21 protein-coding genes are annotated in these 22836 nt (G+C 57.9%); 14 read left to right on the forward strand and 7 right to left on the reverse strand.

Annotation, left to right across the window (positions count from 1 at the left end; all coding sequences use genetic code 11):
* Positions 1-10: 10 nt before the first annotated feature.
* Together uvrC and CKV94_RS08835 are read right to left on the reverse strand one after the other, a co-directional pair.
* Positions 11-1837, reverse strand: a complete 1827-nt coding sequence (uvrC, locus tag CKV94_RS08830; RefSeq protein WP_003821970.1) for an excinuclease ABC subunit UvrC — start codon at positions 1835-1837, stop codon at positions 11-13.
* A 71-nt stretch (positions 1838-1908) separates the two neighbouring features.
* Positions 1909-2376: a hypothetical protein gene (locus CKV94_RS08835; RefSeq protein WP_003821969.1), complete on the reverse strand. Its 468-nt coding sequence runs from the start codon at positions 2374-2376 to the stop codon at positions 1909-1911.
* A gap of 155 nt (positions 2377-2531) precedes the next feature.
* On the opposite strand from CKV94_RS08835, the gene guaB reads away from it, so the two are divergent.
* The 4 genes from guaB to dut all read left to right on the forward strand — a co-directional run bounded on the left by guaB (position 2532) and on the right by dut (position 6550).
* Positions 2532-3998, forward strand: a complete 1467-nt coding sequence (gene guaB, locus CKV94_RS08840) for an IMP dehydrogenase (RefSeq protein WP_035579741.1) — start codon at positions 2532-2534, stop codon at positions 3996-3998.
* A 258-nt stretch (positions 3999-4256) separates the two neighbouring features.
* The gene (gene fabD, locus CKV94_RS08845) at positions 4257-5183 is read left to right on the forward strand and encodes an ACP S-malonyltransferase (RefSeq protein ID WP_003821967.1); all 927 of its coding nucleotides are present in this window, start codon (positions 4257-4259) and stop codon (positions 5181-5183) included.
* Between the two features lie 68 nt (positions 5184-5251).
* Positions 5252-5998, forward strand: coding sequence for a 3-oxoacyl-ACP reductase FabG (gene fabG / locus CKV94_RS08850; protein ID WP_003821965.1), 747 nt, complete (start codon positions 5252-5254; stop codon positions 5996-5998).
* Positions 5999-6097: 99 nt separating this feature from the next.
* The gene (dut, locus tag CKV94_RS08855; protein ID WP_003821963.1) at positions 6098-6550 is read left to right on the forward strand and encodes a dUTP diphosphatase; all 453 of its coding nucleotides are present in this window, start codon (positions 6098-6100) and stop codon (positions 6548-6550) included.
* An 80-nt stretch (positions 6551-6630) separates the two neighbouring features.
* Here dut and CKV94_RS08860 read toward each other — a convergent pair whose 3' ends face one another.
* Together CKV94_RS08860 and CKV94_RS08865 are read right to left on the reverse strand one after the other, a co-directional pair.
* Positions 6631-7701, reverse strand: a complete 1071-nt coding sequence (locus CKV94_RS08860; protein ID WP_003821962.1) for a hypothetical protein — start codon at positions 7699-7701, stop codon at positions 6631-6633.
* A 131-nt stretch (positions 7702-7832) separates the two neighbouring features.
* Positions 7833-8741 (reverse strand): patatin-like phospholipase family protein, encoded by a 909-nt coding sequence (locus tag CKV94_RS08865; protein ID WP_003821961.1) that lies wholly within the window; start codon positions 8739-8741, stop codon positions 7833-7835.
* Between the two features lie 132 nt (positions 8742-8873).
* Here CKV94_RS08865 and CKV94_RS08870 point away from each other — a divergent pair, with 132 nt between their 5' ends.
* Both CKV94_RS08870 and CKV94_RS08875 read left to right on the forward strand, forming a co-directional pair.
* Positions 8874-9443 (forward strand): hypothetical protein, encoded by a 570-nt coding sequence (locus CKV94_RS08870; protein ID WP_003821960.1) that lies wholly within the window; start codon positions 8874-8876, stop codon positions 9441-9443.
* Between the two features lie 275 nt (positions 9444-9718).
* Positions 9719-10150, forward strand: a complete 432-nt coding sequence (locus CKV94_RS08875) for an EamA family transporter (RefSeq protein WP_003821958.1) — start codon at positions 9719-9721, stop codon at positions 10148-10150.
* 87 nt (positions 10151-10237) lie between these two features.
* Here the strand turns inward: CKV94_RS08875 and CKV94_RS08880 are convergent, their stop codons facing one another.
* Positions 10238-10900 (reverse strand): M23 family metallopeptidase, encoded by a 663-nt coding sequence (locus tag CKV94_RS08880; RefSeq protein WP_003821957.1) that lies wholly within the window; start codon positions 10898-10900, stop codon positions 10238-10240.
* Positions 10901-11117: 217 nt separating this feature from the next.
* On the opposite strand from CKV94_RS08880, the gene CKV94_RS08885 reads away from it, so the two are divergent.
* Complete coding sequence (locus CKV94_RS08885; RefSeq protein WP_003821956.1) at positions 11118-11747, forward strand: DJ-1/PfpI family protein; 630 nt, start codon at positions 11118-11120, stop codon at positions 11745-11747.
* 148 nt (positions 11748-11895) lie between these two features.
* Here CKV94_RS08885 and CKV94_RS08890 read toward each other — a convergent pair whose 3' ends face one another.
* Positions 11896-12303, reverse strand: a complete 408-nt coding sequence (locus tag CKV94_RS08890; RefSeq protein ID WP_003821953.1) for a nuclear transport factor 2 family protein — start codon at positions 12301-12303, stop codon at positions 11896-11898.
* A 181-nt stretch (positions 12304-12484) separates the two neighbouring features.
* Between CKV94_RS08890 and CKV94_RS08895 the strand changes: the two genes are divergently transcribed.
* The 5 genes from CKV94_RS08895 to CKV94_RS08915 all read left to right on the forward strand — a co-directional run bounded on the left by CKV94_RS08895 (position 12485) and on the right by CKV94_RS08915 (position 19431).
* Positions 12485-12961: an FxsA family protein gene (locus CKV94_RS08895; protein ID WP_003821952.1), complete on the forward strand. Its 477-nt coding sequence runs from the start codon at positions 12485-12487 to the stop codon at positions 12959-12961.
* 114 nt (positions 12962-13075) lie between these two features.
* A complete protein-coding gene (gene murI / locus CKV94_RS08900) occupies positions 13076-13891 on the forward strand; it encodes a glutamate racemase (protein WP_003821951.1) in 816 nt (271 codons plus the stop codon).
* A gap of 86 nt (positions 13892-13977) precedes the next feature.
* Complete coding sequence (gene purN / locus CKV94_RS08905) at positions 13978-14598, forward strand: phosphoribosylglycinamide formyltransferase (protein ID WP_035579740.1); 621 nt, start codon at positions 13978-13980, stop codon at positions 14596-14598.
* A 244-nt stretch (positions 14599-14842) separates the two neighbouring features.
* A complete protein-coding gene (locus tag CKV94_RS08910) occupies positions 14843-18541 on the forward strand; it encodes a DUF2339 domain-containing protein (protein ID WP_003821949.1) in 3699 nt (1232 codons plus the stop codon).
* 122 nt (positions 18542-18663) lie between these two features.
* The gene (locus CKV94_RS08915; protein WP_003821947.1) at positions 18664-19431 is read left to right on the forward strand and encodes a hypothetical protein; all 768 of its coding nucleotides are present in this window, start codon (positions 18664-18666) and stop codon (positions 19429-19431) included.
* A gap of 97 nt (positions 19432-19528) precedes the next feature.
* On the opposite strand, the gene folP is transcribed toward CKV94_RS08915, so the two are convergent.
* Positions 19529-20371 (reverse strand): dihydropteroate synthase, encoded by an 843-nt coding sequence (gene folP, locus CKV94_RS08920; RefSeq protein WP_003821946.1) that lies wholly within the window; start codon positions 20369-20371, stop codon positions 19529-19531.
* A 518-nt stretch (positions 20372-20889) separates the two neighbouring features.
* Here folP and CKV94_RS08925 point away from each other — a divergent pair.
* The gene (locus CKV94_RS08925; protein WP_003821944.1) at positions 20890-21246 is read left to right on the forward strand and encodes a hypothetical protein; all 357 of its coding nucleotides are present in this window, start codon (positions 20890-20892) and stop codon (positions 21244-21246) included.
* A 446-nt stretch (positions 21247-21692) separates the two neighbouring features.
* Positions 21693-22832 (forward strand): RNA ligase RtcB family protein, encoded by a 1140-nt coding sequence (locus tag CKV94_RS08930; protein ID WP_035579738.1) that lies wholly within the window; start codon positions 21693-21695, stop codon positions 22830-22832.
* The last annotated feature ends 4 nt before the right edge of the window (positions 22833-22836 follow it).

Raw genomic sequence — 22836 nt, forward strand, 5'->3', positions numbered from 1 at the left:
TTGCGGTCTTTCAGTGTAGGGCTTCGTAGATTTTTTCGGCTAGGGCGCGGCTGATGCCTTCGGTTTGGGCCAAGTCGTCGATACTGGCGGCTTGGATACCGCGCAGGCCGCCGAAGCGGGTGAGCAGGCTACGGCGGCGCTTGTCGCCCACGCCGGGGATTTCGGCCAGCGAGGAGGTAACGCGGGCTTTGCCGCGTTTGCGGCGGTGGCCGGTGATGGCAAAGCGGTGGGATTCGTCGCGCACGGTTTGCAAAAGGTGCAGGGCGGGATGGTGCGGGGGGAGCTGGGTGGTAGTGCCTAAGTGCGGAATAATCAGCTCTTCGAGGCCGGCTTTGCGCTCTGGGCCTTTGGCAATGCCGACCATGGGCAGGCGGATGCCTAAATCCTGCCACACTTGCTGCGCCATGGCCACTTGGCCTTTGCCGCCGTCGATCAGCACCAGATCGGGCCATTTGCCGTCTTCTTCGTTGCCTTCGGCCAGTTTGCCGTAGCGGCGGGTGAGCACTTCGCGCATGGCGGCGTAGTCGTCGCCGGCTTTGGCGGTTTTGATGTTGTAGCGGCGGTATTGGTCGGGGCGCATGCTTTGGTTTTCATATACCACGCAGGAGGCAACGGTGGCTTCGCCTTGGGTGTGGCTGATGTCGAAGCATTCGATGCGGTTGAGCTCGGCGGTGGGCAGTTGCAGCAGCTCGGCCAAGGCTTGGACGCGTTGTTCTTGGTTTTGGTTTTGTTGCTGTTTCTGGCGCAGGGCAAGCAGAGCGTTTTGTTCGGCCATTTGCAACCACACGCGCCGCTCGCCGCTGGTTTTGGCAATAAAGCGGATTTGTTTGCCGTGCTCTTCGATCAGGGCGGCTTGCAGGTTTTCAGGTAGCCTGAAGTTGCTGATGATGATGTCGGGCTTGTCGCGGCCGAGATAATGCTGGGCAGCGAAGGCTTCGCCATAGGCAGCAGCTTCTTCGGGGGCAGAATGGCGGCTGTCGGGGAAAAAGCTTTTTTCACCCACGCGTCGGCCGTTGCGGATGCTGACCCAGTGGATACAGATGCTGCCTTGCTCGGCAGCGAGGGCGAGAATATCGATGTTGTAGGCAGCGTTGGGGTTGTTGCTGTCGATAAACTGCTGGCTTTGGATTTTGCCCAGGGCTTGGATTTGGTCGCGGTAGCGGGCGGCATGTTCGAAGTCGAGCGCTTCGGCAGCCTGCTGCATTTTGGTGGTGAGGCTTTGCAGCAGGCGGTCGGCTTTGCCGTTGAGGAATGTGGCGGCTTCTTCCACGCTGGTGCGGTAGTCCTCCTGTGAAATGTGGCCGACACAGGGAGCGGAGCAACGCTTGATTTGGTAGAGCAGGCAGGGGCGGTCGCGGTGTTCGAATACGCTGTCTTCGCAGGTGCGCAGCAGGAAAACTTTTTGCAAAATCTGAATGCTGTCGCGCACGGCATAGCTGTTGGGGTAGGGGCCGAAGTATTGGTTGGTTTTCTTCAGGCTGCCACGGTAGTAGGCCATCTGCGGGTAGTCGTGGCCGGTAAGCATGAGATAGGGGTAGGATTTGTCGTCGCGAAACAGAATATTGTATTTGGGCGACAAGGCCTTGATGAAGTTGTTTTCGAGAATCAGCGCTTCAGTTTCAGAGCGGGTTACCGTGATTTCGATGTGGGCAATCTGCCTCACCATCAGGGCAATGCGCGGGGATAAGTCGTTTTTTTGAAAATAGCTGCCCACTCGGCGTTTGAGGTTGACGGCTTTGCCAACGTACAAAACCTGCCCATCCTTATCCGAAAAGCGGTAAACGCCGGGCAGGTTGGGCAGGTTGCCGATGATGGCATGCGGGTCGAAATCAGACATGGCCGAAGGTTTGCTGGAAAGTAAAACGGCAAGACCGAACGGCCGGCTGAATCAAACCGGCTGGAGCGCCGTTAGTTGCAGAATTGATTTACGTTGCTCTGATATTGCTGGATGAGTTGCTCGCGGTTTTGGATGCGGGCAGTTTGCGCGTGTTGTAAGTTGATTTTAGCAACGTTGCAGTTGCTGGCGCGGGCAGCATTGTTATCTTCTATTACCTTGCGGTTGGCTTCTTCCCTAGCCTGGTTTTCTTCCATCTGTTTCTGGTTGGTCATGGCTTGCAGATCAGCAGCAGAGATTTCACCATTATTATTCTGCACTTGCGGCAGCTGGTTTTGCTGATGGCCAGAAGGCGCAACGGCAGGGCGCGAGGTTTGGGTGCGCACGTTCACGATGTTGCTGGTGGCCGGAACAAGGTTTCTTGGCACATCGGAATAGGTCGGGCTGCGGCTATTCCAGTGGTAAACGTCTTCTGCCATCAGGCTACCTGAAAACAGCATGGTTGCGGCGCAGGCGGCCAGCAAGGTTAATTTTTTATTCATTTGGTGGTCTTCCCGTTGAATATGGTTACATAATCGGTTTCATTGTACTTCAACTGACGGGCGAATGTCATTCTTGAAGCCTGATGCTTACTAAATGCCGACAAATTTGCTACAATGCGGCCGCATTATTAGCAACCGACAAGAAGGTTTTAATCATGCGAATCGTTGAAAAAGCCTACACCTTTGATGATGTATTGCTTGTTCCCGCCCATTCCCAAGTGCTTCCCAAGCACGTCTCGCTGCAAACCCGCCTCACCCGCAACATTTCCATTAATATGCCCCTGATTTCTGCCGCCATGGACACCGTTACCGAGGCGCGCTTGGCCATTTCTATGGCGCAGGAAGGCGGCATCGGTATTATTCATAAGAACATGAGCATCAAACGCCAGGCCGAGGCCGTAGCTAAGGTGAAGCGGCACGAAAGCGGCGTGGTGAAAGACCCGGTAACGATTGCGCCGGAAATGTTGGTTGGCCAGCTGTTGGAAATGCGCGCACAGCGCAAGCGGCAAATGTCCGGCCTGCCGGTGGTGCAGGACGGCAAGCTGGTGGGTTTGGTTACCAACCGCGATTTGCGCTTTGAAACCCGCCTCGACCAGCCGGTGTCTGCCATTATGACGCCCCGGGCCGAATTGGTTACCGTGCCCGAAGGCACCAGCATTGAAGACGCGCGCGAACTGATGCATCAGCATAAGGTCGAGCGCGTTTTGGTTGTGAACGCCCAAGACGAGCTCAAAGGCCTGATCACGGTGCGCGATATTTTGAAAACCACCGAATTCCCCTATGCCAATAAAGACCAAGACGGCCGCTTGCGCGTGGGCGCGGCGGTGGGCGTGGGCCCGGAAACCGACGAACGCGTAGCCGCCTTGGTGGCTGCCGGGGTGGACGTGATTGTGGTGGACACCGCACACGGCCACAGCCAAGGCGTTTTGGATCGGGTGCGTTGGGTGAAGGCACACTTCCCGCAAGTGCAAGTTATCGGCGGCAATATTGCCACCGCACAGGCGGCGCGCGATTTGGTGGCGGCCGGGGCAGACGCAGTGAAAGTGGGCATCGGCCCGGGCTCGATTTGCACCACCCGCATCGTGGCCGGCGTGGGCGTGCCGCAGCTGACGGCAATTCACAACGTGGCCGAAGCGCTCCAAGGCACCGGCGTGCCGCTGATTGCCGACGGCGGCATCCGCTTCTCCGGCGACGTGGCCAAAGCCCTGGCCGCAGGTGCCTCCACCGTGATGCTGGGCGGCATGTTTGCCGGCACAGACGAAGCGCCGGGTGAAATCGAGCTCTATCAAGGCCGCTCCTACAAATCCTATCGCGGCATGGGCTCGCTGGGCGCGATGAGCCAAGGCTCGTCCGACCGCTATTTCCAAGACAAACAAGACAGCACCGACAAATACGTGCCCGAGGGCATCGAAGGCCGCGTGCCGTATAAAGGCCCGATTGTGAACATCATCCACCAGCTGGTGGGCGGTCTGCGCTCCAGCATGGGCTATTTGGGCTGCGCCAATATTGCCGAAATGCACGAAAAGGCCGAGTTTGTGGAAATCACCGCCGCCGGCATGAGCGAATCGCACGTGCACGATGTGCAGATTACCAAAGAAGCGCCGAACTACCACGGGCGCTGATTTGAGAGGCTACCTGAAAATACGGCATGCTGTTTTTCAGGTAGCCTGTTTGAGTATCCTGTTCTAACCAAGTAAATGAAGAAATCAGAATAATCGGTACGTTCATTCTAACTTTGATTAATCAAAATATTAGATGAATGGAATTTAATTCTTTTGCTGCCATTGCTTTAAAAGGCTACCTGAAAACGCAATCAGGCATTTTCAGGTAGCCTGCTACTGTTCCCAACAAGATATTTTTCAATAAGATAAGGAAACCCCATGTCTTTTGCCTTTTTCTTTCCCGGCCAAGGCTCGCAGAGCCTGAACATGATGGCCGGTTTCGACAGCGTGTCCGTTGTGCGCCAAACCTTTGAGCAGGCCTCTGCCGCGCTGGGCGAGGATTTGTGGGCGATGATGAACGGCGAAGATGCCGCGCTCATCGGCCAAACCGTCAACACCCAGCCCTTGATGCTGGCCGCAGGCGTGGCCACTTACCGCGCCTACCTTGAGGCGGGCGGCAAAACCCCTGCCGCCGTGGCCGGGCACAGCCTGGGCGAATACAGCGCGCTGGTGGCCGGGGGCAGCCTGGATTTCGCCGATGCCGTGCGCCTGGTGCGCCTGCGTGCCGAGCTGATGCAGTCGGCCGTGCCGCAAGGGCAGGGCGCGATGGCCGCCATTTTGGGGCTGGAAGACGATGCCGTGCGCCAAATCTGCGCCGCCGCCGCGCAAGGGCAGGTGGCCGAGGCGGTGAACTTCAATTCGCCCGGCCAAGTGGTGATTGCCGGTGATGCCGCTGCGGTGGAACGCGCCATGGCCGCGGCCAAAGAAGCCGGTGCCAAACGTGCGCTGCCGCTGCCTGTATCGGTTCCCTCTCATTGCAGCCTGATGAAGCCTGCCGCCGAAAAACTGGCCGCCGCCCTGCAAAACGTGGCATTGAACGCGCCGCAAATCCGCGTGATCAACAACGTGGACGTGGCCTCCTACACCGACCCCGTGCAAATCAAAGACGCGCTGGTGCGCCAGCTGTACAGCCCGGTGCGCTGGACGGAAACCGTGGCGCTCCTTGTGCGCGAAGGCATTACCGAATCCGCCGAATGCGGTCCGGGCAAAGTGCTGGCCGGCTTGGCCAAACGCATCGATAAAGCCGCCGTGTGCGCCGCGCTCACTTCGCAGGAAGCAGTGGACGCATTTATCGCCGCCCATTAATTTTCAGGTAGCCTCAAACCCCTCGGGGCTACCTGAAACCCTATTTCCCACTTAAAAGGAATCCCGATATGCTTACTCAAAATCTCTCTCAGAAAATCGCCTTGGTGACCGGCGCCTCGCGCGGTATCGGCGCGGCCATTGCCGACACGCTGGCGCAAGCCGGGGCAACGGTGATCGGCACGGCCGTTAGCGAAGCAGGCGCGGCTGCCGTTGGCCAGCGCTTGGCACAATGGCAGGGGCATGGCCGCGTGTTGCAAATCACTGAAGAAAACAGCATCGAAAATTTGATTGCCGACATCGAAAAAGAGTTTGGTAAGTTGGATATCTTGGTAAATAATGCCGGTATCACCCGCGACAACCTATTGATGCGCATGAAAGAAGAAGAGTGGGATGAGATCATGCAGGTCAACCTTAAATCCGTGTTCCGCGCCAGCAAAGCCGTGTTGCGCGGCATGATGAAGCAGCGCAGCGGCCGCATTATCAGCATCACCTCCGTGGTGGGCACTATGGGCAATGCCGGGCAGAGTAACTACGCCGCCGCCAAAGCCGGCCTGATCGGCTTCTCCAAATCCCTCGCGCGCGAAGTGGGCAGCCGCGGCATCACCGTAAACTGCGTCGCCCCCGGCTTCATCGATACCGCCATGACTCAAGCCCTGCCGGAAGAAGTCCGTGCGGCCTTCACCGCCCAAACTTCGCTGGGCAAGTTTGGTGAAGCAGACGATGTGGCTGCCGCCGTTTTGTTCCTCGCCTCCGAGCAGGCGCGCTACATCACCGGCCAAACCCTGCACGTGAACGGCGGCATGCTGATGCCCTAAGCAGTAGCGCAGTTATATTTTCAGGTAGCCTGCTGCAGGAGCGTGAAGGCTACCTGAAAATTTATTCACATTAAAATTCAAATCTTTATCGAGATAACCATGCAACCCACAGTCGAACTTAAAATCCTTAACCCCAAAATGCAAGAACACCTGCCGCATTACGCCACTCCCGGTGCCGCCGGCCTAGATTTGCGCGCCTGTTTGGACGAAGCCGTAGAGCTCCCGCCCGGCAGCACCTATCTTGTGCCCACCGGTATAGCCATCCATCTGGCCGACCCGGCCTACGCCGCCATGCTGCTGCCGCGCTCCGGCCTCGGCCACAAAAACGGCATCGTGCTGGGCAACTTGGTCGGCCTGATCGATTCCGACTATCAGGGCGAACTCAAGATTTCATTGTGGAACCGCAGCAGCGAAACGTTCACCATCGAACCGATGGCACGCGTGGCACAAATGGTGATCGTGCCCGTGCTGCAGCCGCAGTTTAAAGTGGTGGAAGAATTTGCCCAGAGCTCACGCGGCGAAGGCGGCTTCGGCAGCACCGGGAAGATGTGAAGCAGGTTTGAACAAAGGCTACCTGAAAGCGAATGCAGTGAGTTTTAACTCCGTTGAAGCTGCGCTTTCAGGTAGCTTTTTTATTTACTCATGCCGTCTAAGCGGCCGCTGAAGCGGCGTTTGGGTTTCCAGAATGCCCAGCCGCTGCGGGCGCGGATTTCGAGGCTGCCGCCGTGTTCGCCGTCGGTGAGGAGGCGGGCGGCGGGGAGGTGTTTGCGTTGTAGGGCGTGCCACAGGGGGGCGAAGAATCGTTCGTCCCATTGTTGCAGGGTGTGGGCGTAGGCGTGCAGGTTGCCCAGTTCGGCGGCTTGTTGCAGTTCGTCGAGATAGAGGGCGCTGTGTTCGATTGGTGTTTGGCTCTCGGCGGAGCTAGCTTGCCAATCGGGGAGGCTGACGGGGGCGGGGCGGATTTGCGGGCTGCGGCTGTAGGCGGCCCAGGGGCTGTTGCTGCCGATTAGGGAGGGGGGCTCGGCATGGGTGTCGGGCATCTCATCCCATAGCCAGAGGGCGTTGATGGGGAGCCTGCCTTCGGCTTGGCGGCGCTGGTTGACGGGGTGTTCGTGCAGCCACATTTGGATTTCGGTTTGGCGTTGCAGCCATTGACCGTGCTGGGGGCCGACAGCTTGGGGCAGGTCGGCGTGTTGGCCGGCGATGTTGAGGATGCAGGGGGCTTGCCAGGCGGCGGGGCGGGGCAGGCGGATGCTCCACAGCTCGGGGGAGAGGGGGGCGAACTGCCAGCCGTCTTCGCCGCAGAAGGCGTTGAGGCCGTGGCACAGCACTTCGGCTTCTTCGGGGCTGATTGCTAGGCCGCTGCTTTGCAGCTGGGCGCTGTGCAGGCCGAGTTGCTGGTGTAGGGGGCTGGCGAAGGCATAGGGTTCGGCGAATAGGTGGTTGAGCTGCACGCCGAGGTGGGTGAAGCAGAAATCGGCAGGTGCGGCGGGGGCGGCTTGGAAGCGGCCGAAACGCAGCAGGCGGTTGAGGGCGGGGGTGTGCAGGCTGGGGAGTTCTTCGGGCTGCGGCCAGTTGAGGCCGGGGAGGAATAGGGTGAACATGGGTGTGCGGCGGGTTGTTTTTTTAAAGGGGAAATTTTTCAGGTAGCCCCAATCGGGATATGGGCTACCTGAAAAATAGCCGGCCTTGCGCAACAGCATTGTGCGGCATGGGGTGGTAGGGTTTCAGCCAGCCTTTTGATGCTGGCGGGCTGGGCTGAAGAGGTTATCTGAAAACGAGCTTGGCGGGCTTCTGCGGGGCTGAAATTTTCAGGTAGCCTTTTGCATGGGCATCAATGCACTTGGTAGCGCTGCAACACAGCGCGGATTTGCGGCAGGGCTGCGCGGGCGGCGTCTTCGCCAAGCTTGATGGCGTGGGCTTTTTCATCGAAACCGCCCACGGCGCCGAGGTGCTGCACTTGCGGTTTGATCACCACGTCGGCCTTGGCCAGCTCGCTGTTCAGCGCGGGCGTGCTCATGATGTTGAGGCTTTGGTCGAGGTAGGAGAAGAAGCCGCTTTGGCTGATGCGGGCGGGCTTGGCGGAAATGTCCACCGCAATCACCACGTTGGCGCCCATCTGGCGGGCGGCGGATACGGGTACGGGGGCGGTGAGGCCGCCGTCCACATAGCGTTTGCCGTTGATTACCGCGGGCTGGAAGACGTTGGGGATGCTGGCGGAGGCGCGCACGGCCTGGCCGGTATTACCGCTGCGGAATACCACGCTGCGGCCGGAGTCGAATTCGGTGGCCACGGCGGCGAATTTGCGTGGCAGGTTTTGGATGGGGCGGTTGCCCACTTGGCGGTTGATGTAGTTTTGCAGTTTTTCGCCGCGGATAAAGCCGCTGGTGGAGAGGGTTAAATCTACCAAATCGGCGCGTTGCAGGTTTTCGGCTTCACGCTGCAGGCGGGGGGCGTTCATGCCGGAGGCGTAGAGGCTGCCCACCAGGGCGCCTGCGCTGGTGCCGGTAACGATTTTCACGGGGATATTGTTTTCTTCCAACACCTTAATCACGCCGATATGGGCGAAGCCTTTGGATGCGCCGCCGCCCAGGGCCAGGCCGATAACGGCTTGGGGCTTGCGGGTGGCGGTGAGCGGCTGGCGGGAAGGGGTTTGCGAACCACTGCCGCCGAGAAGGCCACAGGCAGAAAGAGACAAGGTGAGCAGGGAGATGCCGAGGCTGCGGCGCAATAGGCTGTTCATGGGAAGTCCTTTTGAATATGGGAAAACGGGTAGTATTGTAGCGGATTGGGCGGAAGATGGTAATGCAGTGGGCGTTGGGCGGGTGATATATAATTGCATCCTCAGGCTGGCTGAAACTTTAAAGGAGGCGATATGGATTCGGAAGTGTTGTGGTCTGCCCGTGCGGCGCGGAAGCCAGATATGCGCGGGTTTTTCGGGGCGGTGGCGGTGCAGGCGCTGTGTTTCGGCGCGGCTTGGTGGTTTGGTCTCAATCCGTATTTTATGGGCGGGCTGTGCGTGTATGCTGTGTTGGGTTGGGTATGGCGCTGGCGGATAGAATGGCTGGCGCGGCCTCTGGCGGTTCAGTTGAGTGAACGGGCTGTGTGCGTTGTGCGGCGGCGGTTTTGGGGCGGGGAACGGGTGGAGAATTACGTGCTGGCGGAATTTTTCGGCGTGGCCAGCTATATGGGCGTTAGCATCTTCGGCGGAACGGACGAGCTGCGCACGGTGCTGCTGCGTGCGGATTCGGACGGGGCGTTGACGCTGAATTGGCAGCCGGCACGGCGGCAGGGACGGAAGTTTTGCTGGCTGCAACGCCGCGCGCCTGCCGCTGACAGCCCGGAAGCCGCCGCGCTGCGCGCCGAAATTTCGGAGGCAAGCGGTTTGCCTGACTGTGGTTTTATCGATATGGATGAACTGAAAAAGCAGGAAAAGGCTACCTGAAAACTGCTGTTCTTGGTTTTCAGGTAGCCCGTTATTTGAAATTTATCTAAGTGTAGGAAATCGATAGCGTTGTTTACACTTTTTCTGAAGCAGATGGCTTTTGTTTTTGCTTAAATGATTTTTAAGCATCTATCCACCATTATCAAGAACAGAAAGGATTTCCCGTGTCTATCGACATTCTTGACAATGCCGGATAGATGCTCAACCAGGTCTTCAAGCAAAAGCCGAAAGTGTAAACCAACGCTGTCGATTTCCACAAATAAGGAGTAATCATCATGGCCTCAAACGCTTGGCTCTATTGGGCTTTAGCTTCGGCCTTTTTCGCAGCGCTCACGGCGATTTTTGCCAAGTTGGGTTTGCAGGGCATCGATTCGGATTTCGCCACCTTTATCCGCACATTGGTGATCATTGCGGCTTTGGCAGCGTTTTTGAGCTACACCGGCAAATGGCAGGGGGTGGGTGGTTTTTCGGGGCGCAACTGGGCGTTTCTGATTCTTTCCGGCCTGGCCACGGGGGCTTCTTGGCTGGCTTATTTCAAGGCTTTGCAGATGGGCGAGGCTTCCAAGGTGGCTCCGGTGGATAAATTCAGCATCGTGCTGGTGGCGCTGATGGCGGTGGTATTTCTCAAGGAGCGGCCGGCAGCGCAGGAATGGCTGGGGATTGCGATGATTGCCGGCGGGGTGTTGGTGTTGGCTTTGAAGCGATAGTGGATGTAAAGCAAAAGGCTACCTGAACATGAGCTTCGCAGCAATGCGCGGAGCTTGTTTCAGGTAGCCTTTATATGTGCCAAACGTTTATTTCGGCAGATAATCCATCGGATTGACGGCTCGGTTGTTTACGCGCACTTCGAAGTGCAGTTTCACGCGGTCGGTGCCGCTGCTGCCCATGGTGGCGATGGTTTGCCCGGCGGATACCTGCTGGCCTTCGCGCACGCTGATTTGGCTGTTGTGCGCGTAGGCGGTGAGCATGCCGCCGGTGTGGTTGATGAGGATGAGTTTGCCGTAGCCGCGGATGCCTTCGCCCACGTAGCTCACGCGGCCGGGGGCGGCGGCTTTCACCGGGGTGCCGGTGCTGCCGGCGATGTCGATGCCTTTACTGGAGGAGCCGTTAAACTGGGTGATGATTTCGCCCCGCACCGGCCATTGCAGGCTGCTGGGTGCGGCGCTGGTACGCTCGGCCGGGGTGCGTGTTACTGTGCGGTTGAGCGTATTGCTGGCGGATGTACTGCGGTTGGTGCCGCTGCCCACGCGCAATCGTTGGCCCACTTCGAGCTGGGAGGAGTTTTTCAGGTTGTTCCAGGCCATTAGGCGGGAGACGGGTTGGTTGAAACGTCGGCTGATGCGGTAGAGCGTGTCGCCGCGCTGCACGCGGTAGTATTGATCGCCGGAGGAGGGGCCAGCGCAGGCGGCCATGAGGGCGGTGCATAAGAGGGCGGTGCAGGCGGAAGAGAATTTCATGAAGCGCTCCGTGTGATGGGGCAGCTGGGCTACCTGAAAAATGAAAGATACAGCGGGTGTGAGCTAAGCAAATTTGCCATGTGCTCAAGTGTGCTGTAAAGAAGTGCTTCTATCATACTATAGGAAACGGCAGGTAAACAAACCGGCTGGTCGGGCGGTGTTGGTGCGAACAGGGTATGATGTGGCTGTTTGCAAAATATAGCGCGAGGAGAGGGCTATGTCTTCTGTATTCAATCCGCAGGCCGCAACCAATATTTATTGCTTGCTATTTGAGCAATACGAAACGTTAGATTTAATGGGGCCGGTGGAGTTTTTGTTCCGCCTACCGCAAACTAGGCTGCATTATGCGTCGCATGGCGGCGGTATGGTGGCTAGCCGGCAGGGTTTTGTTGTACAGACACAGCGGCTGGATAGGCTACCTGAAAATAGTATCTTACTGGTGCCGGGCGGGCAGGGCACACGGCCGCTGGTGCAAGATATGGTTTTTCTGCGTGATTTGGGCGTGTGGCTGGATCAGGCTGCTTGTTGTTTGTCAGTGTGTACTGGTGCAGCGCTGCTAGCGGCTAGTGGTCGATTGGATGGTTTGCCTGCCACGTCCAATAAACAGGCTTTTGATTGGGTACGCAGCGTGGGCAGGCTGGTGGATTGGCAGCCTGCTGCGCGTTGGGTGGCCGCTGGCCGGCTTTACACCTCTTCTGGCGTATCGGCAGGGATGGATATGACGCTTGGTTTCATTGCAGATTACTACGGTCGCGCACAGGCGGAGGTGATTGCTGCACATTGCGAATATATTTGGCACGATAACCCAGCAGACGACCCATTCGCGGTTTCTATTTTAGCTTCATAAAAGCTGTGTTTCGCTATGTTTGAGTTGTATGGAGGCTGACTCTTTCAGGTAGCCTTTGAATGCAGTGGGCTTGGGAAAACTTTGCAAAATACCCGCTTGATTTTATGTATGGCGGGCAGATATAGGGATGGCCGTTGTGCCCTAAGGCTTAAGCTTTGGATAGCGCCGATTGAATCAGCATCTGTGTGCCGAACCAGCCCCAGTAGATGCGGTGGCGCCAGATGAGGCCGTCTTTGAGCTGCATCAGCTCTAAAATGTCGATTTGCTCGCCATCGGGCGTTTGGCGCGGGTATTCCCACACGAGGAGGTCGCCGCTGGCAAGGTATTGACCGCTGCGATACCAGCGCACCAATTCGTTGGGGCGGCGGCGGGTGCCTTCTTCGAGGAAGCGGCCGATTTCGGCTTTGCCATGCAGCACGCCGCTGTTTTGATTAAGGATGATGGGCACCAGGGGCGATTCGAGCTCGGCTGCTTCGTGATACAGTGCGAGCAGGGCGGCGGTGTTGCGGCTTTTGGCGGCTTCGTGCCATTGCCGGTATATTTGTTCGGCGGTCATGATGTTTCCCAGTGTCGGATGCAAAAACCGAATGTTACGCTTGCTGAAGCTTGTAGGCTACCTGAAAAAGAGTGGAGCGAATTTCGCTAAAATAAGCGGAACGAATTTCTTTAAAACGATGCTTTGGTGTTGAGTTGCTGCGAAGCTAAAATTATTTCTTTGTTTGAAAAGGAAAAAAACGATGCGTTACCTTGGAATTTGGCTCTTGCTGTTGGCGGGGGCGGAAGCGGCTTCGATTGTGATGGTGGCTGAGCGGCTTGGCGGGATGCCCACGCTTTTGCTGATGGTGTTGTCGTTTATGGCCGGGATGGTGATGCTGCGCAACCTGGGTTTTTCTTCGGTGATGCTGGCCGGATCGCTGTTTAATAGCCGGGGCGAGGTGTCGTTTTACCAATTGCTGTGGCCGCTGCGTTATATTGTGGCGGCGCTGCTGTTGATGTCGCCCGGTTTTGTGTCCACTGCTTTGGCCTTGGTGCTGATGCTGCCGATTAAGGGCGGCCCGGCGGCGGTGCGGCCAAATCAGATGGGGCAGAACTACCGATCTTCCGGCTATGGTGCGGACGGCGACATCATCGACGGCGAGTTTGAAACCGTACGCCCGCAAGAGGAGCGCGAAGAAACCCGCCTGCTGGAGCAGCACGATCACGAGCCGCAATAAGGCTGATTCAGCTCAAAAGGCTACCTGAAAATCGATACAAAGATTTCAGGTAGCCTTTCGCTTATCCGCCGCGCGTGTACAATACGCCTTTTCCTGCAACAGCAAACCAGCAACATGAAACCGAACAGCCTCACGCAGCGCCCCATCGGCGTATTCGATTCCGGCGTCGGCGGGCTCACCGTGGTGCGCGCGCTGATGGAGCGGCTGCCCAATGAAAACATCGTTTATTTCGGCGACACCGCCCGCGTGCCCTACGGCGTGAAATCGCGCAGCACTATCGAAACCTACACCGCGCAAATCGTTGAATTCTTAATGCAGCACGACGTGAAAGCACTGGTGATTGCCTGCAATACCATCGCCGCCGTGGCCGGTGCCAAAGTGCGGCAAACCGCCGGCGGTATGCCCGTGCTCGACGTGATTGCCGCCGGTGCGCAAGCCGCACTGGCTACCAGTCGCAACGGCCGTATCGGCATCATTGCCACGTCCACCACCGTCAATTCCAACGCTTACGCCCGCGCCATCCACGCGCAAAACCCGCAGGCGCGCGTGCCTTCCCAAGCCTGCCCGCTGCTGGTGCCGCTGGTGGAAGAAGGCTGGCTTGAGCATGAAGTTACCCGCCTCACCGTGCGCGAATACCTCAAGCCGCTGCTCGCCGAAGACATCGACACCCTCGTGCTCGGCTGCACCCACTACCCCCTGCTCAAACCCCTGCTGCAAAGCGAAGCCCCGCATCTGGCGCTGGTGGATTCCGCGCTCACCACCGCCGAAGCCACCGCCGCCGCCCTTGCCGAGGCCGGCCTGCTTAACCCCAGCCAAACCCCCGCCGACTACCATTTCTATGTGAGCGACATCCCCCTGCGCTTCCAAACCATCGGCGAACGCTTCCTCGGCCGCAGCCTCGAGCAAATCGAAATGATGCGGCTGGGCTAATTGCCTCTAAGATTTTCAGGTAGCCTTGCTTGTCATCGCACAGGCTACCTGAAACATATCTCAACCACTTTTCCAACTACTCCGCCATGACCAAAACCGTCATCCTCATTTCCGGCCGCGGCAGCAATATGCAGGCCGTGGTGCAAGCCAATATCCCCAATCTGCACATCGCCGCCGTGCTCTCCGACAATCCCCAAGCCCCCGGGCTGGCCTGGGCGGCAGAGCAGGGCATCCATACCGCCGCCCTCAATCCCAAAGACTTCCCCAGCCGCGCCGATTTCAACCAAGCCATGCTGGAATTCGTGGCCAGCCACGCGCCCGACCTTGTGCTGCTTGCCGGCTATATGCGCATTCTTCCGCCCGAGTTTTGCAGCCGCTTCGCCAATCAAACCATCAATATTCATCCCTCCCTGCTGCCCGCCTTTCCCGGCCTGCACACCCACCAACGCGCCATCGACGAAGGCTGCCGCCTCGCGGGCTGCACCGTACACTTCGTTACCGCCGAGCTCGATTGTGGCCCCATCATCGCCCAAGGCGCCGTGCCCGTATACGATTCCGACACCGCCGACACCCTGGCCGCACGCGTGCTGAAAATCGAACACCAGCTGCTGCCGCAAGCCGTGGCCGACTTCGCCGCCGGTAATCTGAGCATCCACGGCAAACGCGTACACAACCGGCACACTGCGGGAGAAGCCGGGCAAGGTTGAGCGTATGGCAAGCAGGGGCAGCTTAATAGTGTCCACATCGAAATGTTTTGTTTAACCTTTTCAGGTAGCCTTCCCGCAAGAGGCTACCTGAAAATTTTTGGGCGGACATTTTGCCGCATTCCCCGCCGCCACCAGATACCGCTATAATCCATCCAAGTAAATAATCTAATCAAACTATTTTGGCGAAGCCCGCTGTGTCCACTTTCAGGTAGACTGCGGGCTGCCTGCCCAAACGAGGTGTAATATGGCTTTTGTCGTAACCTTATTGCTGCTGATGTTCGGTGCTTTTGTGGTGATGCTGTTCCAAACGAGGATGCAGCAGCAGGAGATGGTCGAACAGCTGTCGCGCCTGCAGAAAGAAGTGGAACAGCTGCGCCGCCGCCAGCCCCTGCGGGAGCAAAGGCTGGCTGAAAGTGAAAGTAGCGAGCTGCGCCAAAGCGAGCAGGCTGTGCCTCAACACCTTGGGCAGGCCGGGCTTCAGCCCAATGCGCCCAGTGCGGCGCAGCCCGATTTCAGCGGCTGGCCATACAACCCGAACGTGCCCACTTCCGCTGCTGCGAGCGCGCCGCAGCCGAGTGTTGCTGCGTTTGATGCCATTCCTTCTGCGGCAGCCGGCCCGGCCCAATCGGCCCATCTGGCCGCCCATTCCCAACCTGCAGAAGCGGCGGTGCATCCGCTGCCTGCCCAATCTGGTCAATCTAGCCAATCCACATTCGAACAACCTGCCGCGCCTGTATTTTCAGGTAGCCTCACGGCTGCTGCTTCGGCAGCGGGGGGAAATGTGCCGCCTGCTACGGCAGCGCAGCCTGCTCCTGCCGCACGGCAGCCTGAAGCGGCTGTTGAGGAACATGGTGTGATGCCGGGAAGCCGCCCGGGCACGGTGAGAATCCGCAAACGGGGAGCGGCGCAAACCGCTATCCAAACGCCTGCCCGCACTCCGGCTCAAGCAGCGCTGGCGGCGCACAGCCAAGCTCAAACGGCAGCCCAATCCTCGACCGCCCAATCCGCCCAGCGGCGCCGCGTTGCCCGCCCGGCCGAGCGGGAGGAGGAAAGTGCATTTGCCCCGCTGATCGATTGGCTGATGCACGGCAACCTGCTGCTGAAAACCGGCGTGGTGGTACTGTTTTTGGGGCTGGTGTTCCTGCTGCGCTTTGCTTCGGAGCGGATTCATGTGCCGATTGAAATGCGCTATCTGGGCGTGATGGGCTCGGGTTTGGCGGCTGCCGTGTCGGGTTGGTTTTTGCAACGCCGCCGCCGCGAATACGGCCTGATTTTGCAGGGCTTCGGCATGGCGGTGATGTATCTGACCACACTGGCGGCGGTGAAGCTGCACCCGCTTTTGTCTGCGGGCACGGCTTTTATGCTGATGGTGGGGCTGGTGTGCGCGATGGCGGCGCTGGCGGTGCGGCAGGATGCGAAAATCATGGCGCAGGTGGCGCTTATCGGCGGTTTGGCCGCGCCGATTTTGGTGAGCGATGGCAGCGGCAGCTATGTGGTGCTGTTCACTTATCTGGCGCTGCTCAACACCGGTGTGGCGGCGATTGCCCGCTTCAAAACTTGGCGTAGTCTGAACCTTATCGGCTTTATCGGCAGCCTGTTTATTGCCGTGATGTGGGGATCTTCGGAATACAGGGGCGAATATTTCGCCAGCACCGAGCCTTTCCTGATTTTCCACTGGCTGCTCTACACGCTCTTGGCCTGCCTCTACGCGCTGCACCGGCGCGATGAGGCCGATGAGGCAGCCGTGCCGGATAACGCTGGGTTGGACGAACTGATTGATAGTTTGGTACGCCACGGCATGACTATCGGCGCGATAGACGGCACGCTGCTGTTCGGCTCGGCCGTGTCGGCGTTTGTGCTGCAATACCATATGCTGCCCGAGGGCGGCCATTGGGCGGCGGGTGCGGCGTTGGGTTTTGCTGCGGTGTATGCCCTGTTGGCCGGGGTGTTTACCGGCAGCCGCGATTTTCCGCTTTTGCGCCAGGCTTTGGCGGCGCTTTCGCTCGTGTTCGCCACCCTGGCGGTGCCGCTGGCCTTCGAGCAGGCGGCCACGGTGGCGCTGTGGTCGCTGGAGGCCGGGTTGGTGTATGTGTTTGCCCTGCGCCAGCAGCGACCGCACACGCGGTTTTTGGCGGTGGTGGTGTATGCGCTGTCGCTGGGCGCATTGCTGTTTGGCGGCGACTTGGGCTGGCGGATTGTGAGCGAAGAAGGTGTGCCGCTGCTCGCCGGCCCGCTGGTGCCGACATTGGCGGCGGCCTCGGCCGGTTTGGCCATGTATGCAGCTTGGCTGCGTTGGCGCTGTCGTGGTTCGGCCTATTGGGAAAGCTGCGCCCAGCGCGGGGCTTTAGGCGCAGGCCTGCTGCTCGCGGGGCTGCTACCGCTGATGTGCCTGCCGCGCCATTGGGCCATGGTGGCTTTGGCCGCATTGGCTTGGGCGGCAGTACGGATGCAGGCGGTGTTGCAGGATGCGTTTGAGCCCAACCCGCTGGCTGCGCTTTCAGGTAGCCCCTCCGATGAAGGCGGTGCAGACGGGAATGCCGATGAGGCAGACGAATCCGCCTGGCTGCCCGGCGGCGGCTTGTTTGCCGTGGCCGCAGCAAGCTGGGGCATGCTGGTGTTGTTGCTGTTGGCGGTTGTGTCCGCCGGGGAAGATTGGCTGTCCACCATCTGCTGCTTTGCCGCCGCGATATTGCTGGGTGCGGCGGCCTACGCTTTGCACCGCCAGGGCGATGAATGGCTACCTGAAAATGAATCCAGTGCACCGCTGCGCAGCAAAAACAGGCGCGGCAGGCAGCAACGCGACACCGCCCGCCCGCTCAGCCTATTGCTGCACCAAGCTGTCGGCTGGCTGCTGCTCGACCTGGCATTCTTAAGCACGATCCTCTCTTCGGTAAACCTGCTGCACCATCTGCCGGAGAGCCTGGTTGGCGGCGCCCTGTTGTGGACTTTGCCGCTGCCCTTCGCGTTGTGGACGGCGGCAGCCTGGCTGCTCGATTGGCGGCAGGGCAGGCGCGCCGCGCTTGTGCTGGTGCCGCTGCTGATTCCGAACGCCATGCTGTTGTTTAGTAGATTGAGCCGCGCCGATTTGGTGGCGCACGCGCTTTCAGGTAGCCTCATGCACCTGGCCTTGGCTGCCCTATTGGTATGGATTTTGCGCCTGCAAGACTTCCGTTCGCACGATACCGAACGCGGCTGGGGCATGGCGGCGTTTGCGCTGTGGGCGGCTTCGGCCACCGCCTTCTGCGGCATCCTCGCCGGCGAAATACTGGGCGGCGTGTGGGGGCAAATCGGCTGGCTGGCACTGCCGCTGGCACTGTGGCTGCTGTTTTATCTGGGGCGCGGCAAAGCCGGGTTGCGGCCGTATGCGGCTGCCTGCTCGCTGCTGTGCGGCGGCTACGCACTGATGTGGCTGGTGGCAAACAATGCGCTCGAGCCGCGCACTGTGCAACCCTTCACCTACCTGCCGCTGCTCAATCCGATGGATTTGGCCGGGCTGTTGGTGGGGGCGCTGTGGCTGCGCTGCGTTGATTTGTGGCAGGAAGAATTCGAGCTGGAAAGCGAGGGCCTGCGGCTGCACCTGGCCGGATCGGTGCTGCTCGGCCTCACGTTGGTGAGCGGCGCGGTGTTGCGCCTGTGGTATTTCTATATGGGCGTGGAGTGGACGCTGCACGGCATCATGGCTTCCTTCGGCCTGCAGGCGGCGCTGTCGATCGTGTGGGCGGCCACCGCCATCGGCCTGATGGTGTCCGGCCACCGCTTGGGGCGGCGCATCCGCTGGATGGCCGGCGCCGGGCTGATGGGCGTGGTGGTGTTGAAGCTGTTTACGGTGGAACTGGGCGGCAGCGGCGGCATCGCCCGCATCGTGTCGTTTATCGGCGTGGGGCTGCTGCTCCTGCTGGTGGGCTGGTTCGCACCCGTGCCGCCGAGGGAGGGGGAGGATTAACAGTGGGTTACTTGATATGAGGAAAGGCTACCTGAAAGAGCCGCGCAGGGCTGTTTCCCATATAGCGGGCAGTTTTCAGGTAGCCTGAGGTGGGATAATAGGTGTTGAAAGGGAAATAAATAATGGAAGAGATTAAGAGTCTTTTTTTCAGAACATTTAGGATTGCGGATATAAATGAACCATTTGAAAGCCGTCACCGCTATCTATTAGAACGACTCTGCCATATTGATGCACCGTTTGGGCTAAAGGGAGTAGATTTAAACAGCCTTAAAATGCCACATCATGAGCAACCGATGCCGTATGTGCAGTATAAACACCCTGATACGCCTAGGGTTTATCAAAGATATGAATATACAAGGCGTATTGATTATGGCCGTTGGAAGGATGACAATTATTTCAGTGGGATAGATAGATTATGGTATGAATTTAAACCTGAATATAAAAAAGTAAACTTCCATGATGTGATTTGTACCAATTTCCCACAAGTAATTGAAATTATTGAACCACGAGTAGCAGAGAACTACTACGTGGACTACGCTATTTATTATGAGGAAGGGTATCGCCCGGGCGAATCGCCGACTTTTGATTCCAGCGGCTTTTCTATTTCCTTAGTTCCTGCCTACAACGATTTAAGAGCCCGTGGCATCACCCCCAATGGCCGCAACAATATCTACACCCTCAGTCCCGCCTGTTATTGGGATAACGACCTGTGCCAAACCGCCTTGGGTTATGACCGCGACGAAGTCATCCGCCGCCTTGTCGGGAAAGTGCCCGATGTGCGCCCGCTAGCCGACGGGGTGTACATCATCTTCAACGACAACCCCTTGCTCTCCTTCGATGACTTCCTCGCTATTCAGCACACCTTCAAGCCGATACTAGGCTTGCAATAGGCAGGGCTGATGCAAAGGCTACCTGAAACTGTTTTAGCTCTGCAGAAACTCACAGAGCTAAAACAGTTTCAGGTAGCTTTTTTAATGCCGCAACAGCCTAGTGCAAAGCCTGCCACACTTTCAATGCGTCGGCGGTGGCTTTCACGTCGTGCACGCGCAGGATCGCGGCGCCGCGTTCGGCGGCATAGAGGGCGGCGGCTACGCTACCGTGGATGCGCTGTGTGGGGTCGGTCTCGCCGGTGATTTCGCCGATCATGCGTTTGCGCGATACGCCGATGAGTAGGGGCAGATCAGTTTGTGCTTGCAAATCGGGCAGGTGGCGCATGAGTTGGATGTTGTGCTGGAGGTTTTTGCCAAAGCCGATGCCGGGGTCGAGCACGATGCGTTCGGAGCGGATGCCGGCGGCTTGGCAGGTTTGGGCACGGGCTTTCAGGTAGCCTGCTACTTCGGCCACCACATCTTGGTATTGCGGGTTGTTTTGCATGGTTTCGGGCAAACCCTGCATGTGCATCAGGCAGATACCGGTGTTGGGGTGGGCGGCGAGCAGTTCGATGGCGCCGCTGTCTTCTAGGGCGGATACGTCGTTGATGATGTCGGCCAGGCCATTACCGAGCAGGCGTTGCATGATGGTGCTGCGGCGGGTGTCCACGCTGAGGGGGACGTCCCATTTGATGATTTCGCTCACGATGGGTTGCAGCCGTGCCCATTCTTCTTCGGGGGAGACGTGGGCGGCACCGGGGCGGGTGGATTCGCCGCCGATATCAAGAATGTGTGCGCCTTCGGTCAGCAGGCGTTCGGCATGGGCGAGGGCGGCGCTGCTGCTGCGGGAGTAGGTGCCGCCGTCGGAGAAGGAATCGGGGGTGAGGTTGATGATGCCCATGATTTTGGGCGTGGATAAATCGATGCGGAAACGCCCGGCTTGCCAGATGGGTTGTGTCATGTGAGGCTACCTGAAAAAGAGGGAAAATAGGATTATAAGCCTGCGTTGTGTAAAGGTCTTCTTTGCTGTGCTAGATAGCGGAAATAGGGTGGGTGCGGTGTGTTTGAAACAAAAAATAGCTGAAAAAATAGTGTTATGTAGTGAAAAAGATTGGCTGCATGGGTAGTGCTTTTTGTGCGTAGATTTTTGATTTTTATTGATTATTTTTCTGTTGAAAAGAGGGGTGTGGGGCTTGAGCGTATATGCTTGAAGCAGCTATGTATCAAATGCATACAATTATGTCGGTGTTAATATTTACTTTGAAAAGCAAAAGGCATATACTGCGATTCAGTGTTGGACATGGCAGAAAAGCTTTTCTAGCCAGCTGCCTAGTTTGGTTCACTAAGAGAAGTAGGTGATATTTTTGGGATAATAAAGCCTGCCAAACCTTCCTGAGTTACAAAATAGAGAGTATGAATTAGTTTCGGGAAGTATGAACTGTTTGTTTTTATTTTGTTTTTGTGGAGATCTTGTAGAAAATGAATTACGATAAAACCGTAGCGGAAATGCTGAACGTGGATGGCGCCCTGGCTGCCGCAGTAGTGGATTACTCCAGCGGCATGTTGTTGGCCGGTGGTGGTAGCCCTTCCATTGATTTGGAAATTGCCGCCGCAGGCAACACTGAGGTGATGCGTGCCAAAAACAAAACCATGCAGATGCTTGGCCTGAAAGATGAAATCGAAGACATCCTGATGACTTTGGGCACTCAATATCACCTATTGCGTCCGCTGCCCCGTCATGATGGTCTGTTCCTGTACTCTGTATTGGACAGAAGCAAAGCTAACTTGGCTTTGGCTCGCCGTTCTCTGATTAACGCCGAGCGCAACATGGGCTAATTGCCATATTCGAAACCGGCTGTCTAATCTATTAGACAGCCGGTTTTTATTGTTTGCCACACCTGGTATGGTGCGGGAAAAATACAACAATCCTCCTGCCTTTTCTGCCATGCACTTGCCTCAGCTAGTATCCGGCCGCTACTATGCGCGGGTTTTCATTATTTATTCACCACTGCAAAGAAAGGAGCTGGCTATGCCGTACACTTCAATCCTCCGTTCAATCCTTTGCAGCTCAGAAGCCTAAGGCCATTCCCTTTTTCTGTGCCGCCCGCTTCGGGCTGCTTTCTCATTATTTTGCAAACTGCATTTAATGCGCTGCTTTGTTGCGCCTGCCATTTGCATTCTGCGGATAAATTTATTTGCCGTTTCAAGCTATTGCCACCGTATTTACGCGTGCTTGGCAGAACTGTGCGCAAATGGGTTTATCCGCCGCAAGAAAGTACATTATGGGCACACAAAATCCCCAAATCATTTCTGAAAACATTGTTTTAATAGCCGATTCAAACACCTGGATTGAAGGCAACGCCATCCAACAACTCCAAACCACTGCCCGCCTGCCGCAGATGCGCCGGGTAGCCGGTATGCCCGATTTGCACGCCGGGCGCGGTTATCCCATCGGCGCGGCATTTTTCAGCCTTGGCCATTTTTACCCTGCGCTCATCGGTAATGATATTGGCTGTGGCATGGCGCTGTGGCAAACCGATTTGGCCGCATACAAAGCCAAACCCGCCAAGCTGGCCAAACAGCTTGGCAGCATCGATGCGTCGCTGGATGAAAGCTGGCAGGCACGGATTAACGAAATCTTGCCGCAGCATCCTTTTCAGGTAGCCTTAGGCAGCATTGGCGGTGGTAACCACTTTGCCGAATTGCAAACTGTGGATACCGTTTACCGCCCCGAAAGGCTACCTGAAAACTTCGATACCGATTGCCTACAGCTGCTCGTGCACAGCGGCTCGCGTGGGCTTGGCCAGCAGATTTTGCGTCGCCATGTGGATGCACACGGCCACCAAGGGCTACCTGAAAACAGCTCCGAAGCCGCTACCTATTTGGCTGAACACAACGACGCGCTGGCTTTTGCCCGTGCCAACCGGCTGTTGATTGCCGAGCGTATGCTGGAGCGTTGGCACGCCGAAGGCCGCTGCCTGCTCGATGTGCACCACAACTTCCTGCAGTACACTGAAATTGGTGGCGAAACCGGCTGGTTGCACCGCAAAGGCACCACGCCATCCGACTGCGGTTTGGTGCTGATTCCCGGTTCGCGCGGCGATTACAGCTATCTGGTCGAACCGGCCGCCGATTGCAGTATCGCCCTCAATTCACTCGCCCACGGCGCCGGCCGCAAATGGCAGCGTGGCGAATGCAAAGGCCGCCTGTCGCACAAATACAGTGCCGACAGCCTGCGCCGCACTGCCTTCGGCAGCATCGTGGTGTGCGCCGACAAAGCTTTGGTGTACGAAGAAGCCCCGCAGGCCTACAAAAACATCGACAGCATCATCGAAGCCATGCGGCAGGCCGGCCTGATCGAGCCGATCGCTCGCCTCAAACCGGTGCTCACTTATAAAACCAGCGGTGGCTGTGGGGAGTGAGGCT

The organism is Eikenella corrodens (assembly GCF_900187105.1).
GTDB lineage: Bacteria > Pseudomonadota > Gammaproteobacteria > Burkholderiales > Neisseriaceae > Eikenella > Eikenella corrodens.